This is a genomic window from Rhizobium mongolense USDA 1844 (assembly GCF_000419765.1).
GTDB classification, from domain to species: Bacteria; Pseudomonadota; Alphaproteobacteria; order Rhizobiales; family Rhizobiaceae; genus Rhizobium; species Rhizobium mongolense.
This window is the reverse complement of record NZ_ATTQ01000003.1, coordinates 308,664-323,690: the sequence shown is the minus strand read 5'-3', so window position 1 is coordinate 323,690 and position 15,027 is coordinate 308,664. Positions and strand designations below refer to the sequence as shown.

The 15,027-nt window shown below is 59.1% G+C and carries 14 protein-coding genes; 8 read left to right on the top strand and 6 right to left on the bottom strand.

The window, feature by feature from the left end:
* Positions 1 to 22 precede the first annotated feature (22 nt).
* The 4 genes from A3C3_RS0107255 to A3C3_RS0107235 all read right to left on the bottom strand — a co-directional run bounded on the left by A3C3_RS0107255 (position 23) and on the right by A3C3_RS0107235 (position 4,918).
* Positions 23 to 1,276 (bottom strand): ABC transporter substrate-binding protein, encoded by a 1,254-nt coding sequence (locus A3C3_RS0107255; RefSeq protein WP_022713941.1) that lies wholly within the window; start codon positions 1,274 to 1,276, stop codon positions 23 to 25.
* A gap of 627 nt (positions 1,277 to 1,903) precedes the next feature.
* Positions 1,904 to 3,049: an ABC transporter ATP-binding protein gene (locus tag A3C3_RS0107245; RefSeq protein WP_022713939.1), complete on the bottom strand. Its 1,146-nt coding sequence runs from the start codon at positions 3,047 to 3,049 to the stop codon at positions 1,904 to 1,906.
* A 128-nt stretch (positions 3,050 to 3,177) separates the two neighbouring features.
* Positions 3,178 to 4,116, bottom strand: a complete 939-nt coding sequence (locus tag A3C3_RS0107240) for a PfkB family carbohydrate kinase (protein WP_022713938.1) — start codon at positions 4,114 to 4,116, stop codon at positions 3,178 to 3,180.
* 1 nt (position 4,117) lies between these two features.
* The gene (locus tag A3C3_RS0107235; RefSeq protein WP_022713937.1) at positions 4,118 to 4,918 is read right to left on the bottom strand and encodes a beta/alpha barrel domain-containing protein; all 801 of its coding nucleotides are present in this window, start codon (positions 4,916 to 4,918) and stop codon (positions 4,118 to 4,120) included.
* A 233-nt stretch (positions 4,919 to 5,151) separates the two neighbouring features.
* Here A3C3_RS0107235 and A3C3_RS0107230 point away from each other — a divergent pair, with 233 nt between their 5' ends.
* Together A3C3_RS0107230 and A3C3_RS0107225 are read left to right on the top strand one after the other, a co-directional pair.
* Positions 5,152 to 5,913, top strand: coding sequence for a DeoR/GlpR family DNA-binding transcription regulator (locus A3C3_RS0107230; RefSeq protein WP_022713936.1), 762 nt, complete (start codon positions 5,152 to 5,154; stop codon positions 5,911 to 5,913).
* A 158-nt stretch (positions 5,914 to 6,071) separates the two neighbouring features.
* Positions 6,072 to 7,106 (top strand): LacI family DNA-binding transcriptional regulator, encoded by a 1,035-nt coding sequence (locus tag A3C3_RS0107225; protein WP_022713935.1) that lies wholly within the window; start codon positions 6,072 to 6,074, stop codon positions 7,104 to 7,106.
* Here the strand turns inward: A3C3_RS0107225 and A3C3_RS0107220 are convergent.
* Together A3C3_RS0107220 and A3C3_RS0107215 are read right to left on the bottom strand one after the other, a co-directional pair.
* A complete protein-coding gene (locus A3C3_RS0107220) occupies positions 7,094 to 8,047 on the bottom strand; it encodes an alpha/beta hydrolase (RefSeq protein ID WP_022713934.1) in 954 nt (317 codons plus the stop codon). The two genes, A3C3_RS0107225 and A3C3_RS0107220, sit on opposite strands and share 13 nt — an antisense overlap.
* A gap of 9 nt (positions 8,048 to 8,056) precedes the next feature.
* Positions 8,057 to 9,205, bottom strand: a complete 1,149-nt coding sequence (locus A3C3_RS0107215; RefSeq protein ID WP_022713933.1) for a Gfo/Idh/MocA family protein — start codon at positions 9,203 to 9,205, stop codon at positions 8,057 to 8,059.
* A 417-nt stretch (positions 9,206 to 9,622) separates the two neighbouring features.
* On the opposite strand from A3C3_RS0107215, the gene A3C3_RS0107205 reads away from it, so the two are divergent.
* The 6 genes from A3C3_RS0107205 to A3C3_RS0107180 are packed head-to-tail and all read left to right on the top strand — an operon-like array spanning position 9,623 to position 14,842.
* Positions 9,623 to 10,444, top strand: coding sequence for a sugar phosphate isomerase/epimerase family protein (locus A3C3_RS0107205; RefSeq protein WP_022713931.1), 822 nt, complete (start codon positions 9,623 to 9,625; stop codon positions 10,442 to 10,444).
* 10 nt (positions 10,445 to 10,454) lie between these two features.
* The gene (locus tag A3C3_RS0107200) at positions 10,455 to 11,531 is read left to right on the top strand and encodes a Gfo/Idh/MocA family protein (protein WP_022713930.1); all 1,077 of its coding nucleotides are present in this window, start codon (positions 10,455 to 10,457) and stop codon (positions 11,529 to 11,531) included.
* Positions 11,531 to 12,352 carry a sugar phosphate isomerase/epimerase family protein gene (locus A3C3_RS0107195; protein WP_022713929.1) on the top strand — a complete coding sequence of 274 codons (822 nt, stop codon included), beginning with the start codon at positions 11,531 to 11,533 and terminating at the stop codon, positions 12,350 to 12,352. The genes A3C3_RS0107200 and A3C3_RS0107195 overlap by 1 nt, the downstream gene beginning before the upstream one ends.
* Entirely contained in the window at positions 12,349 to 13,182 is an 834-nt protein-coding gene (locus tag A3C3_RS0107190) for an alpha/beta fold hydrolase (RefSeq protein ID WP_022713928.1), read from the top strand. Before A3C3_RS0107195 ends, A3C3_RS0107190 begins: the two co-directional genes overlap by 4 nt.
* Entirely contained in the window at positions 13,179 to 13,898 is a 720-nt protein-coding gene (locus tag A3C3_RS0107185; RefSeq protein WP_022713927.1) for a ribulose-phosphate 3-epimerase, read from the top strand. The genes A3C3_RS0107190 and A3C3_RS0107185 overlap by 4 nt, the downstream gene beginning before the upstream one ends.
* Positions 13,898 to 14,842 carry an ROK family protein gene (locus A3C3_RS0107180; RefSeq protein ID WP_022713926.1) on the top strand — a complete coding sequence of 315 codons (945 nt, stop codon included), beginning with the start codon at positions 13,898 to 13,900 and terminating at the stop codon, positions 14,840 to 14,842. Before A3C3_RS0107185 ends, A3C3_RS0107180 begins: the two co-directional genes overlap by 1 nt.
* Positions 14,843 to 15,027: the final 185 nt, after the last annotated feature.

Genomic DNA, 15,027 nt, shown 5'->3' with positions numbered 1-15,027 from the left:
CCGATGATTGTCGGTGGCGTCCTTACTTGTCGAACTCGACCAACCACTGCTTTTGTGTGTTGGCGGCCGCCTCCTTCGCGGTTTGCTGACCGTCGAACATTTTTTGAACTTCAACGTTCATCTGCCGCATGAGATCTTCGGCCACCGGCAGGCCGACGAATTCGTTGGCCAGCTTCCCACTTTGAAATATCTTGAAGGCCTCTTCAAATAGCGGGTCCGCTTTCGAGAAATCGGGTTTGGCGTGGATATTGCCCGGGAAGGCATTGGCGACCGACACGAGGCGGCTGTTCACTTCGGGGCTCATCAAATATTCAACGAGCTTCCAGGCTTCTGCCTTGTGTTCGCTTTTGTCGCTGATGCCGATACCCCAGGAGGCATAGGGCAGCCCGCGTTTGCCGGTATAGCCGTCGACAGCTGGAAGGGCGGAGATACCGAACTTGAGATTGGGGTTCCGCTGGCGGATGAGATTGATGTGAGCGAGTGAATCGATCATCATACCCACTCGGCCATTGACGAACTCTTCGACCTTGTCCTGTTCCTTCTTGGCAAAAATGCCAGGCGCGATGACGCCGGCGTCCTGCAGCGACTTGATATATTCAAGTGTCCCGACCACGGAGGCGTTTTCGAGGTCGGGCTTGCCATCCTTCAGCATGGATGCTCCGGATGCCCAGACCCAGGACATCACGTCATTCTGGATGCCGCCGGGATTCTGCAACGAAAGCGGTAGCACCCAACCGTATTGGTTCTTGTCCGCATTGGTCATCTTCTTCGCGGCATCGGCGAATTCTGTCCGGTTCGTCGGCGTCTTGTCGATGCCGGCGGCCTTTGCCAGATCGAGATTGACGAAGACCGGATAGACGAACGAGGCAAGCGGGAACATGACGCTTTGCCCGTTGACCTTGATAATGTCGGCGATCTGGGTCTGATCATATTTGGCGTCAGCCATCAGGCTATCCATCGAAGCGATTGCGCCCTGCTTTGCCAAGCCGTTGACCCATGCTCCGTCGAGGCCAACGACATCGCTGAGTGTCCCCGACGCGGCACCAACGACGATCTGATCATGGGTGGCGGAATAGGGGCCGCTGACGAGCGTCACTTTGATGCCGGGGTTTGCGGCCTCGAAATCGTCCATGATACTGCGCAGAGCACCGGCGGGCATTTCGGGCTCCCACCATTGAATGAACTCAAGATTGGTCTGAGCAAAGGCGCAGGTGGCGCATAGGGCCCAGACCGCCACAGCGGACTGAGCCGCCATGATATATCTTCTGACGTTCATGTTTCCCTCCCATAGAAACGATATTTTGCTCGATCCTCCCGATCGAGACCGAAGTAGGTTCCTTTCGGGGTCTACCTGTCAATGAAGAACTGCGATCGGAGAAAGCCTGCAGGCCACAGGACGGAACAAACAGCCATCAAGCCATTGAACAATATAGGCTTTACCCGTGAAACCCGAGACGATTTTTTCTAACCTGCACCTTCCTCGTGTCGCATTTTTTCTTTACTTTCGTAAACAAATGAAAGCCACCTCGCCCAAAGGAAAACAAATGAAAGGCTCGTTGATCGAAGAAAAGCGGAGTTCAGCGGGGGAACCTACGCGCCATCGACATCGCAAAAAATGCCCTTCGACCGGCTGATGGTGATCAGCTGCGCTCGGGTTGGGCCATCGAGCAGCAGAAAAGGACCCAACGTCCGGCTGTAAGTCACCGGCTTCCAAGACGGCGTGAGATCTTGGGCTCTTGATACGGGACACGCCAAGCCGCTCAGCGAAGAGCAAAGAGCGAAGAGCGAAGAGCGAAGAGCGAAGAGCGAAGAGCGAAGAGCTTGGTGGCAACAGTTGCGAGCAACAAAGCAAGCGTGCGTTCTTGCGGCTGCCCACTAACCATGCCCGCTATCGCGGATCATGCTAGATTGCCAAATGCGTTTGTGGGTCGAAGAAGTGTAACTTCGCCGCATCGATCGCCAGATCAATCATTGCGCCCGGCTTGACCGAGCTGACGGCTTCGAATTTCGCTACGGCGTTTGCCGCACCGCTTAAGTCCTCGACGGCATCGGGGTCGCCGGAGTCGATACGCACCGCTTCGATATTCAAATGAACAATCAGTTCGGAGCCCAATTCCTCAATCGATCTTACAGCGGCCGGGATCGTCGCGTAGCGCGATCCGGATTCCAGGCTGCTGTCGTAAAGGTCTTCCGGGCGGATGCCGAAGATGATCGTCTTGCCCTCGAACGTCGCCAGACCGGGAGAGCGCTCGAACGCGGTCGTCGACAAAGGTATCGAAAAGGTGGGCAGATTGATCCTGCCGTTCTGCAAACGGCCTTCGAACAGGTTCATGGACGGTGAGCCGATGAAACCCGCGACGAAGGCGTTGACTGGCCGACTATACAATGTCTTTGGCGTGTCGACCTGCTGAAGGACGCCGCCCTTCAAGACCGCAACCCGGTCGCCCATGGTCAAGGCTTCGGTCTGATCGTGCGTTACATAGATTGTCGTGACGCCCAGCTGTCTTTGCAGGCTGACGATTTCGGCCCGCATTTGCACGCGCAGCTTGGCGTCGAGGTTTGACAGGGGCTCGTCCATGAGAAAAGCCGCCGGTTCCCGCACCATTGCGCGTCCCATGGCGACCCGCTGGCGTTGGCCGCCCGACAGCGCCGCCGGTTTGCTGTCGAGCAGCGTATGCAACTGGAGCGTCTTTGCTATTTCATGGACCCGCTTCGTGCGCTCCTCCTTGCTTTTCCCCGCAAGCTTCATCGAGAAGGCAATGTTGTCGAACACTGTCATATGCGGATACAGGGCATAGTTCTGGAAGACCATCGCTATATCCCGGTCCTTTGGCGCGAGATCCTCGACATTCTCCCCACCGATGCTCAGGGTTCCGCTGCTGATCTCCTCCAGACCCGCGATCATGCGCAACGCCGTCGATTTTCCACATCCCGAAGGGCCCACGAGGATAAGGAACTCGCCATCATTTATCGTCAGGCTAAGATCCTTGATTGCGTGGAATTTCGTTCCGAAGGTCTTGCAAATCTTGTCCAGTACAACAACAGCCACGGCACTCCCTCCCTACTATCACCGCCATCCAATCCTCCGGACAGCCCTCCCGGCGCGACTGCAGATCGAACCGAACCGTCATCTGCGCAGCGCTATTCCGATCTCCAGGGCACCAGTGTAGTGAACTCTCAGTCTGGCGGCGCAATCGGTCTGGGCACGGGCGCATTATCCTTCGCCATCCACGCGAGACAGGCGCTTTGATCGGGCAGAGCCATACGGCCACCAGGGCCGGTCACGGAAATCGCCGCAGCGGCAGTTGCAAAAACGGCGCAGGCGACAGGCTGCTTTCCCTGTGTAAGAGCAAAGGCATAGGCGCCGTGAAAGCAATCTCCGGCGCCGGTGGTGTCGACTGCTTTGACCTTATAGGCCGGAACATGCCACAAAACGGCATCTCCGGTCTGCTTGATATAAGATCCTCGTTCGCCGTCGGTCAGAACGACTGCGGTCCGGTCATCAGACCACAGCTTGCGCAGGATCAACGTTGGGTCGGTTTCGCAAGAATAAGTCTGCGCAAATTTCAATGGCAATACCAGGTGATTGGATAAGCTCATCAATCGTGCGGTCGCAGGCCCGATCGCCCATTCAATGTCTGCCACCACCGCCAAGCCCAGCTTGCGGGCGCGCGCAACAACCATGTCGGCGTTGACGGCATAGCCGTCGATCAACAGCACCTCGGCTTGCGCAAGGGTGCTATCGGTCAGCGCCTCGGAGGTTCCGTGCGGCACATCATCGTCATAGGCGATAAACCTGTCGCCTTCAGGTCCGACCGTGATCACCGAACGTATGGGCCTGGCATCTGGGCGACGCGGCGCAAAGGATATATCGACTCCGTGCCGCTCAAGCTCGCGGGCGCTGACATCGGCGAGGGGCTGATCACTCAACCAGCCGATGAAACCGGCCCTCCCTCCCAGCTTTGCGACCGCAACAAGGGCCGTCGCTACATTGCCGCCGTGGTCCTGAGTGCGATTAATCACCTTCCCTTTGCCGGCGCTCAGCGGTCGGTCGACATAGATGATATCGTCGATCGCCATGGCCCCAAAGCCCAGAACCTGAAGGTTGCGTGTCACCTCAACCGCCCGCGGCCGCGAGCGCCTCTTGCGGCGCCATACCACCGTGAATGACCAGCTTGAAGGCGCGCGCCGCCATCGTCGTGTCGCCGTGCCCCCAAAGGTTTCGCCCCACCACGGCACCCTTTGCCCCCGCGCGCAAGGCATCGGAGGTCTGTGTCAAGGCTCCTAGCAGATTATCCGCCTTCGGACCGCCGGCGATAACGATGGGCACCGGGCAAGTGGCGACAGTCTCTTGGAATGAAGCGAAGTCTCCGGTGTATCCGACCTTGATCACGTCGACGCCGGTCTCAAACCCGATCCGCACGGCATAGGCGATTTCGTCGGGGGTGAATACGATCTTGCCGCCGTCTGAATAATCGCGGGGATAGACATGCGCAACGACCGGCATTTCAAAACGAGCAGCGGCGTTGACGGTATCGGTGAGCCAGCGAATGTATTCGCCTTCGGTATTGCCGCGCACCGGAATGGCAACGGCCAGAGCATCGGCTCCGTAGCGCACCGCATCTTCAGGGGTCGCAATCAACTGACGGATTCGATCGTCCGGCGTAAAGCAGCCGGCTTGAATAACCAGCGCCGCCTTGCCGGCATAGGCCGGCCACAAGTGACGCGCCGCCCCCGGCTGAATGCTGATATAGTCCGGCTCTCCGGCCATCACGCGTTTCAGGGCGCCCGGCAGATCCGCAAGACCGCCCTCGCGGACGTTGCCATAGCCAACGAAGTGGTCGACGGCGCCACCGAATAAATGCCCCGACGGATGAGAAAACAGCCGTGACAGGCGAATTTTGGTTCCGAGGCCCATTTCAATGCTGTCCTTTATAAGGTTCGATTTCGCGGGGAGACCCTAACTCGAAAGCAAACGAATATTCAATATTTCGATTTCTTTCGTTTTCATTTAAGTTTAAGGCTGTGCGTGCTGACCTATGCCGGCATCGGCTTTATTCTCGTTCTTTAATCACCGCGGTCGACGACGCATTTTCGATTTTCGAAAGATTGGCAGCGCAACCTGTTCGGAAGCCAATTCGGGGCTCACACATGCTTGCAGAACAACGGCGACATCAGATTATGCTGGAACTTCAGCGGACCGGCCAAGCGCGCACCAGCCAGCTGGCTGAAAATTTCGGCGTGTCCGAAGTGACCATCCGATCCGACCTGGAAATTCTGGATGCCAAGAAGCTGCTGATCAAGACACATGGCGGTGCGATAGCTTTGCCGGCCAGTTCGCCCGCTGCAGCCTTCGAAGAACGTATGAACCGCAATTTCGATGCCAAACGACGTATCGCTCAGATGGCGGCGCGCCAGATCATCGACAACCAGTCCGTGGTGTTCGACAGCGGCTCGACGCTGCTGCAGGTCGCCATGCAAATGCCCCCGGTCAACAATGTCGTGGTGGCCACAACCGCCATGAATATTGCGCAGCATCTGATGTACCGGCCAGGCTTGGACGTGCACATGATAGGCGGTCGCGTCTTTCCCAGCACTGTCAGCACGATTGTCTCGGATTCAGACAAGGCCGTGGGCGGTCTTGTTGCCCACCAGGCGTTTCTCAGCGCTCATGCAATCGATCACTCATTCGATGTCGTCGATGTCTCGGAAGACATTGCACGGACCAAACGAAATCTGGTGCGGATGGCGAGGCGCGTAATCCTTGTGGCGGATTCGAGCAAGTGGGATATTGGCGCCTCATCCAAGGCATTTTCGCTTTCACGGGTCGATTTAATTATCACCGATACGGGCATGCCGCATGGGATTCGCAGTCGATTGGACAAGCTGGGAGTCGAAGTGCGCTATGTATAGAGGCGGCGATACGCTGCCGATTGTGCTTTGTGTAACAAAAAATTTTGCGCATGCGATATTGTCAGGCTACAAACGCAGTTCGAAAGCCCTCACACTGACTGCCTTTGCGACATCAGCTGACGCAGATGTTCCTTGGCGCAGTGCAACCAGAATTGCCAATGGATAAGATGACGATCAAAACCATGGACGATTTCGCACGGTCCTGCGGCGTTTCTCGTCCAACGCTTTCGAGGTATTTCGATAGCCCGAACAGCGTAAAGCCGGTGACGCGCAAACGCATCGAGGACGCGCTGTCGGCATCCGACTACCGTCCCAATCTCTATGCCCGCAACCTCAATCGCAAGAGGACACGGAACATTGGCATACTTGTGCCTGTCCTAACGGATCCATTTTATGCCGAAATGGTCAACCGACTGGAATTACTCGTCCGCGGCGAAGGTTACTGGCCAATCGTAATCTCGTCCCACGGCTTGCCAGATCTGGAAGCCGAAGCCGTGAACACATTGTTGTCATTGAAGGCTGCTGGCGCGATCATCGCGCCTCTAGGCCACGCTTCCGAGCCTGGCATGTTCGAAAAACTTCGGGAGAGCATTCCCATTGTCTACTTCGATACGTTCATCGAAGGCAACACGCCGTTCATTGGCAACAACAACGCCCAAAGCGTTGCGACAATTGTCGACTATCTTTGTCGATCGGGCGAGCCGCCTGCATATTTCGACATTCCGCATGTCAACCACAATTCCGGAGAGCGGCTGGCAAGCTATATCGCCACGATGGAGTCGCTCGGATTTGAACCGGTCGTATTTGGCGACGCTGAGAATTACAGCTGGAATTTCGAACAGATGGGGTATGAGCAGACCGATGCAATGATCACGGCTGGTACGCTCCCGGGCAGGACAATTCTTTGCGCGAACGATCGCCTCGCCTTCGGCGCGATGGCAGCCGCCCATTCGCGCGGTCTACGCGTCGGGCGCAGAAGCGATAGCGATCTTCGCATAGCAGCCCATGACGACCACCCCCTCAGCCGCTATACTTGCCCGCCATTAACGACAATGGCACAGGACTTCACGGCCATGGCGCGCAGCAGCGTCGACACGCTGCTTTCCATGCTGGACGAATCCGATGATTCCGCACAGGTCGTTGCCCGAAAAATCATATTCGACGGAACATTGGTGATGCGTCAGTCGGCGTGATCGACAAGGCTGCTCCATCCGGCAACTGCCTCTTCCACCGCCCGCCGCGCCGCCGAAATGTGCCGCCCCATGGAAACGAAGCCATGAATCTGATCCTGCCAACGCCGCAGGATTAGAGGGATACCCGCCTCGGCAAGCCGGCGGGCATAGGCCTCCCCTTCGTCTGCAAGGATATCATGGCCCGCAATCGCGATGAAGGCCGGCGGCACACCCGCGACATTCTCGACGATCAGGGGAGAGACGCGCCAATCACCGACATCAGCCGCATCGCGGATGTAATGATCCCGGAACCAACGCATCGTCGAGGTGGTCAAACCGTATCCTTCCGAAAACCTGACATAGCTGTCGGCTGTCTGTCGGGCATCGGTGTTGGGATAGAGCAGAAGTTGCGCCGAGATTTTCCGCGCAGCGCCATCTCGCGACAGAAGCGATAAGACAGCGGCCAGGTTGCCGCCGGCACTATCGCCCGCGACCGCGATCCGATCTGGATCGATACCAAGCCAACTTGCCTGCTCCACCACATGGGCAAGAGCCGATACGCAGTCCTCCAAGCCCGCCGGGAACTTGTGCTCCGGCGCCAGCCGATAGTCGGGGCAAAATACGATACAGGCACCGATATTTGCAAACCACCGGCAAATCTCGTCATGCGATTCAAGCGTGCCGACAACCCAGCCGCCACCATGAAGGTAGAGAAGCGCCGGCGCATCCGCGATCGGAGCACCCACGCCGCGATAGATCCGGAGCGGGATCGGGCCACCCGTCCCAGCGATAGTCCTGTTCTCGATGGCGGCAACCAGTTCGCGATCGCCCTGCAATATCGGGCAACCGGCGTCATAGGCAGCGCGCGCCTCGTTCGCTGTCCCGAGTTCAAAGGGTGGCTGGTTGGCGGCGCGACCGAGCGCCAGGACATGCACGGCGCCGGGATCTACTCGATGTTTCATCGCTTCACCTCAAGCAAGCAGGCTGCGGGCCTCATCTTCGACGAGCAATGGTGGTCGCGCAACTGTTCCCGCAACCGCAACCGCGCTCCGGCTCTCGCTGGATGCCAGGGTCGCTTCCATGATCTCGAGAACATGAAGCGCCAAATCGCCGGAGGCGCGCGGCGCCCTGCCCTCGCCAAGCGCGCGGACGAGATCGGCAACGCCCAGCATGCGATAATTGGCGCGATCGGGAGCGTTATACGGCCAGTTCGGCGCGCCAAACAGCTCGCCCTCGCTTTCGAAATCCTTCCATTCGGCACCGCGCTCGGAGAGCGAAACTGTTCCGCCGAAGGTATCAGGATCGGGCAAGCGCAACGAACCTTCCGTGCCATGCAGTTCGATCGGATGATTGGAGTGCCGAAAGATGTCCCACGACGCACCGAAATTCACCGTCGCACCCGACTGAAACTCGAGAAGCGAGAGCACGTTGGTCGGCGTCCCGACCTTGAACGTGGTGTTCTTGAAGGGGCCGTCGGCGGTGATCAACCGCTCTTCCTGGCCTTTCGTCGCCATCGCCATGACGCTTTTCACCGGGCCGAGCAGATTGACGAGCATTGTCAGATAATAGGGGCCCATGTCAAAGAGCGGGCCGCCGCCGGGTTGATAGTAGAATTGCGGATTGGGGTGCCAATGCTCCATTCCGCGGCCAAACATAAAGGCGGTGCCGCTGACCGGTCGGCCAATCGCACCTGCATCCATCAGGCTTCGCGCACGGCGGCCGGCGGCGCCGAGGAATGTATCGGGAGCGGAACCCAACAAAAGACCCCGACTTCTGGCTTCGGCCACAAGCTTGCGGCCCTCGGCAGCCGACGTGGCGAGCGGCTTTTCGGTGAAGACGTGCTTGCCCGCAGAAAGCGCCGACATCGTCACGTCGAAATGGACGGCCGGGATCGTGAGGTTCAGGACAAGGTCGACTTCGGGGTCGGCCAAAAGCGCGTCGACCTCCATTGCCCGGATGCCGTATTCCTTTGCCCTCAGCGCCGACATGTCCGATGAGATGTCGGCGCATACCCTCAATTCGACTCCGGCAAACAGGACAGCGTTGCGCAGATAGGTCATCGAGATATTGCCGCAGCCGACAACGCCGATGCCTAGCCTGGTTCCCAAATATGCTTTCATAAATTGGCCTCCCCCGCCAATTCAGATGTTTCGACGATTATAGATGGGGCATCGCTGCCACGAACAGGCGCTATAGAACATTTTATTTCTTGACGCGCGATAATTTTTTATAAAACATGCGGAAATAGAAGCCCGGCAGGTACGCGTGGCTCGCCGTGGAGGTAGACGTTACTAAATTGAGAGGGCAACGAACGTCGCTTAGCGAGCCCGTTTTTCAGTGCGCATCCTGCTCTTTGTGGTTTTGGCTTTCAGCAGCGGCGCCAGTCGATCTCCGCTGGCATGGTGGACACATCAGATATCACTTTCAGAGCGTGGAGTTTCGCCCCCATCTCACCCATCATGCTAATAGCGCCGATCATCCCGGTACAGCGGCATATCATCGAAGGCCTGACGCGGGACGATATCAAGGAATAGGGCATGAGTATCAAAGACCTGAAAGTTGGCTGCCAGACATTCACGTGGGAAATGCTCGGAAAAAACTGGAATGGCGGTCCGGACGATCTGCTGGAAGCCATTGCGGAGGGCGGCTACGCGGGCATCGAGATTACCGACACGATGATCGGCCACTACGCAGATAGCCCCAATGATTTCGCCGCGAGCCTTCAAAAACATGGGCTGACGCTCGTGGCTTTCGCGATGGGCTCGAAAAGCGGCTTCACCGTCCAGGAAGAGATCGAGAACGACCTCAGGACCACACAGCGCTGGATCGATTTCGCGGCCGTCTTTTCCGGTGCCCTCGTTTCGATCGGCTCGGCAACAGTGATCTACGAAGGACCACGGAAGGCGAAATTCGAAATCGCCGCGGAGTTCTACAATCGGGCCGGTCAACTGGGTAAAGCTTCGGGCGTGGATATCGCCCTGCATCCCAGTTCGCACCACAACACCCTTCTGTTCGACCGTGCCGATTATGACCGGATGTTCTCGCTTATCGACAAGAACCTGGTCGGCTGGGTGCCGGATACCGGCCATATCCTGCGTGGCCATGGGGATGTGATCGATACGCTGCGGACCTATCAGGACCGGATCCGCTATCTGCATCTGAAGGATGTCGATGCGAACGGCAAATGGGCCATGCTTGGCAAGGGGGTCTGCGATACGCCCGCCGTGATCGACATCGTCGCTGCGGCGCCGCGCTTCAATGGCTGGCTGGTACTGGAAGAGGAATCGGACACAGCCGCCGCTGACCCTGCGACTGCCGTCAGGACGAACCGTGAAACGATGCGCCGCTACGGCGCCTGAGGAAGAAGTCATGATCCGCAAGGAAGACCGTCGGCTGCGTGTGGGCGTGCTCGGGTGCGGCCCGATTGCACAGTTCGCCCATCTCGAATCCTGCGCGAAGGCCAGGAATGCCGACCTTTATGCAATTTGTGAGGCAGCGCCCGACCTGCTTGCGCGCATGGGCGCGACATATGAGCCTCAGAAGATGTATGCCGATTATGACGCAATGCTTGCCGATGCGGAGCTCGAAGCCGTCATCATCGCCACATCAGACGCCTATCATGTGCCGATGTCGATCAAGGCGCTCGATGCTGGAAAGCATGTGCTCTGCGAGAAGCCCACCGGTGTGACGATCGAAGAAGGCCAGGCGCTCGCCGACGCCGTCAAGCGATCCGGCAAAGTGCTGCAGGTCGGTCACATGAAGCGTTTCGACCCAGCGCTGGAGGCTGCACGGGATTTTGTCCGTGACGACATCGGCGCGATTTTCGCGCTGAAAGCCTGGTACTGCGACTCCACCCACCGCTACACAAATACCGACGCGGTCCAGCCACTGCCGATCACCAGCAAGTTCGCCAGGAAACCGGCCGGAAATCCCAAGGCTGACCTGCGCCAGTATTTCATGCTGGCGCATGGCTCGCATCTCGTCGATACCGCCCGTTTCCTGTGTGGCGGGATCGTCGCGGTCCGGGCCCGCCTTCTCGAGCGCGCCAACGCCTATTGCTGGTTCGTGGAGACCGAATTCGCCAATGGCGCGCTCGGTCATCTCGATCTGACGGTCGCGGTGCGCATGGACTGGCATGAGGGCTTCCACCTCTATGGTGAAAATGGTTCAGTGATCGCCAAGACCTTCAATCCCTGGTATCTCAGGGCGAGTGAGGTCGAGATCTTCCACGAGAAGGACGCCACGACCCGCAAGCCGCTGGGAGCCGATGGGCACTTCTTCCGCAGGCAGCTGGAAGGGCTTGCCGATACCGTGCTGAACGGCGCACGGATGCGCGGGGCCGATATCGAGGATGGCATTGCCTCCATCCGGGCCATGGTCGCCATCGCCCGCTCGGTAGAAACGGGCGAACGTGTGGAACTCGCAACCGTCACGGGATCGGTCTGATGCAGCTCGGCATCTTTGCAAAGACCTTCCCCGGCACCGATCCCCAGCGGGTGCTGTCGGCCGTGCGTGAAAGTGGCTTTGCGACGACGCAGTTCAATCTCACCTGTGTCGGCCTGCCGTCGATGCCGGATGCAGTGGCACCGGAAACGATTGCCGTGATCCGGGCGGCATCCAGGGAAACCGGTGTTTCGCTCGCGGCCCTTTCAGGCACCTATAACATGGCCCACCCGGACAAATCCGTGCGGGATATGGGGTCTAAACAGCTCAGGATAGTGATCGAAACAGCAGCGGCCTTGCAGATCCCGCTGGTGACGCTTTGCACCGGCAGCCGCAATGTCCAGGATCAATGGATGTATCATCCGGACAATGCGCATCCATCTGCCTGGGCCGATATGGCGGCCGAAATGGAAAAGGCGCTGGGGTTCGCCGAGCGGCACGACATCGCTCTTGGCATCGAGCCGGAACAAGCAAACATCGTCACGTCCGCCGCCGATGCAGTGCGGCTGATCGGAGAGATGGGTTCGAAGCGCCTGCGCATCGTGCTCGATCCGGCAAATCTCTTCGAGCGGGCGACGCCAGCCGAAGTGTCCGACATAGTTCAAAGGGCGATCGATATCTCGGCTGGTCATGTGACGATGGCCCATGCGAAGGACCGCCAAGCCGATGGCCGCTTCGCGACAGCAGGTCAGGGCATCGTCAATTTCCCTGCCTTTATCGACGGTCTGCGCGTGACCGGTTTTGACGGTCCGCTCGTCACGCACGGCCTTGCGGCAGTGGAAGCACCCGCCGTCGCCAGGTTCCTTTCGGATCTGATCCGATGAAGACGCACATCACTTTCAGACAAGACGGTACCGACCTTTCAGTCCACGACTGCGGGACAGGCAACGCCTTGGTCTTTCAACACGGGCTCGGAGGCAGCGAGGCCCAGGTCGCACAGGTTCTCCCTCAGGGGCTCGACTGGCGGCGGATCACCACTGAGTGCCGCGGGCATGGCAGCTCGACACTTGGCACGCGACGCCCCTTCTCGATTGCGATGTTTGCAGCCGACGTGATCGCTGCTGCAGACAAAAGGGGGATAGGCCGGTTCATCGCCGGTGGCATCTCCATGGGCGCAGCCATCGCGCTGCATCTGGCAAAAAAACATCCCGAACGCGTCAAGGGCCTCATCCTGGTACGCCCGGCCTGGTCGTTTGCCTGCGCCCCCGAGAACCTTGCACCGATCCGCGAGATCGCGGCATTGCTTCGATCCCATTCGCTTGCCGATGGCCAGGCGCTTTTTGCAAAGTCGGCGACGGCGCAACGTCTGCGTGTGGAAGCGCCGGACAATCTTGCTTCCCTGCTCGGCTATTTCGAACGCCCGGATGCGGCAGCCTTCGCCGACGTGCTGGGCGACGTCGCTTCGGATGGAACCGGCGTTTCGCAAGAGGACGCGGCAAACCTCGCTATTCCCGCCCTCGTCCTCGGCAACCGGCAGGATGCCATCCACCCTCTCGCCGTCGCACAATTGATGGCTGACACGCTTCCAAATGCGCATTTCCTCGAAGTGCCTGCGAAGGCTACGGCTACCGAAGCTCATTTCGCCGCGGTCCGAACAGTCATTCTGCAATTCCTCAACACAGAATTCAAACATCGGAGCGTTGCTCACCCATGACGTCGAAATCTCTCTCGGGCGGCGCCATCGCCGCATTGCCCCGGCACAGACTGCTCGGCGAGTTTTCGCTCTGGTCTGCAGATCTTGCCAACATGGAGCGCGACCTTCACCGCATCGAGCCCTATGTCGATCTTCACCATATCGACGTTGCCGACGCGCGCTTCACGCCTGGCTTCCTGTTCTTTCCCGATTTCGTCGCCCGCATCGCCAAGCTGACGGAAAAACCGATTCATGTGCATCTGATGGTCGAGGCCGAGATTGTCGAGGAGCAAACACGCCAGTTCATCGAGGCGGGCGCCGATCTCATCAGTATTCATGCCGAGACCGGCGAAGCCGGTTTGCGCGCGGTCGAACTCGCAAAACAGCTTGGGGCCGAAGCCGGCGTCGTACTGCGGCTGGAAACTTCGGTCGCCGAGGCAGAACCGTTCCTCGCTGAGGTCGCTTTCTTCACGCTGCTCGGGACGTCGATCGGCGTCAAGGGACAAGGCCTTTCGGGTAACGCCTGCGACCGACTTCGCGAAGCGCGGTCGTTGATCAGGCGTGTCGGACGCGAAAAGGAGATTGTTCTTGCGGCAGACGGCGGCATTCGCGAACAGACCGTTCCACTGTTGCGGGCAGCTGGGGCAGAGACAGTCGTGCTCGGATCGCTGGCGTTCGGCGACAAGGATCTGCCGGGCCGGATCGCTTGGCTGCATGCTTTGGAGACCCCGCCCTGATGAGCAGGATTGCACTTGCATTCGATCTGGGTGGAACGGAGTTGCGCGCCGCGCTGGTTGGCGACGGCGGCAATTTGCTGGCGTTCGCGTCCATGCCAACGCTTGCGAAGGATGGACCGGATGCGGTCATCGAGCAGATCGCGATGCTCGCGGAGAGAACCTGCTCGGAAGTTCCCGACGCCCAGCCGCTTGGTATCGGCATCGGAGCGCCCGGCCCACTCGATCCAGTCGCGGGCATCCTTACCGCACCACCGACCCTCTCGGGCTGGCGTGAAGTACCCCTCGCGAGCCGTCTTCAGGACCGCCTAAACCTGCCTGTGCGGCTGGAGAACGATGCGAACGCCGCCGCTCTCGGCGAATGGCGTTTCGGGGCCGGCCGCGGCGCGGCCTCGCTGGTTTTCGTCACCGTGTCTACCGGCATTGGCGGCGGGGTGATCTCCGATGGCCGGATCGTGCATGGGCGCCGTGGGCTCGCAGGCGAAATCGGCCATATGACCATCACGAGCGAGAGCGAACGATGCCTTTGCGGGGCGGTGGGCTGCTTTGAGGCGGTAGCGTCGGGTACTGCGCTCGGCCGGCGTGCTACTGCTTTAACAAAGCCAGGCGACGGCTCGGCGCTGCGAACGCTGTCCCACGACGGCGACGTGACGGGCCGACACGTCGTCGAGGCGGCGCGCAGCGGTGACGAAACAGCACTTGGGCTGATTGACAGGGAAGCCCGCTGGTTGGGCATCGGCTTTACCAATCTGCTCCATCTCTACTCGCCCGACATGATCGTCATGGGCGGTGGAATTTCCTATGGCTATGATCTCCTTCGAAAACCCATCGAGGCCACCATTCAGGAGCGAGCGATGCCCGCTTATCGTGACGTGCCGGTTGTGCCGGCGCAGCTCGGCAGGCATGCCGGCTTGGTAGGCGCCGCTAGCTTGATCTTTCTCAATTGAAAGATATTCGCAATGGTCTTATTCGACGTGGAGAGTTTCCAGGGCCTGGAGTGCGACTTCGCAGATTGTCGCGCACAACAGCGAAATTGATGGATGCGTCATCTTCAGTGCCCATCGGTTTGCTCGAAGATGAGCCAGGCGGTGCCGTGCCCTTTTCTGCGATTCGTGTCCTGCGAGCGTCTTGA

Excerpts from the sequence above, each read along its gene's own strand:
- A3C3_RS0107230 (WP_022713936.1), top strand. The coding sequence starts at position 5,152 with ATGCTTGCAGAACAACGGCGACATCAGATTATGCTGGAACTTCAGCGG.
- A3C3_RS0107255 (WP_022713941.1), bottom strand. The coding sequence starts at position 1,276 with ATGAACGTCAGAAGATATATCATGGCGGCTCAGTCCGCTGTGGCGGTC.
- A3C3_RS0107235 (WP_022713937.1), bottom strand. The coding sequence starts at position 4,918 with ATGGGCCTCGGAACCAAAATTCGCCTGTCACGGCTGTTTTCTCATCCG.
- A3C3_RS0107205 (WP_022713931.1), top strand. The coding sequence starts at position 9,623 with ATGAGTATCAAAGACCTGAAAGTTGGCTGCCAGACATTCACGTGGGAA.
- A3C3_RS0107225 (WP_022713935.1), top strand. The coding sequence starts at position 6,072 with ATGGATAAGATGACGATCAAAACCATGGACGATTTCGCACGGTCCTGC.
- A3C3_RS0107220 (WP_022713934.1), bottom strand. The coding sequence starts at position 8,047 with ATGAAACATCGAGTAGATCCCGGCGCCGTGCATGTCCTGGCGCTCGGT.
- A3C3_RS0107185 (WP_022713927.1), top strand. The coding sequence starts at position 13,179 with ATGACGTCGAAATCTCTCTCGGGCGGCGCCATCGCCGCATTGCCCCGG.
- A3C3_RS0107190 (WP_022713928.1), top strand. The coding sequence starts at position 12,349 with ATGAAGACGCACATCACTTTCAGACAAGACGGTACCGACCTTTCAGTC.
- A3C3_RS0107180 (WP_022713926.1), top strand. The coding sequence starts at position 13,898 with ATGAGCAGGATTGCACTTGCATTCGATCTGGGTGGAACGGAGTTGCGC.
- A3C3_RS0107200 (WP_022713930.1), top strand. The coding sequence starts at position 10,455 with ATGATCCGCAAGGAAGACCGTCGGCTGCGTGTGGGCGTGCTCGGGTGC.
- A3C3_RS0107215 (WP_022713933.1), bottom strand. The coding sequence starts at position 9,205 with ATGAAAGCATATTTGGGAACCAGGCTAGGCATCGGCGTTGTCGGCTGC.
- A3C3_RS0107195 (WP_022713929.1), top strand. The coding sequence starts at position 11,531 with ATGCAGCTCGGCATCTTTGCAAAGACCTTCCCCGGCACCGATCCCCAG.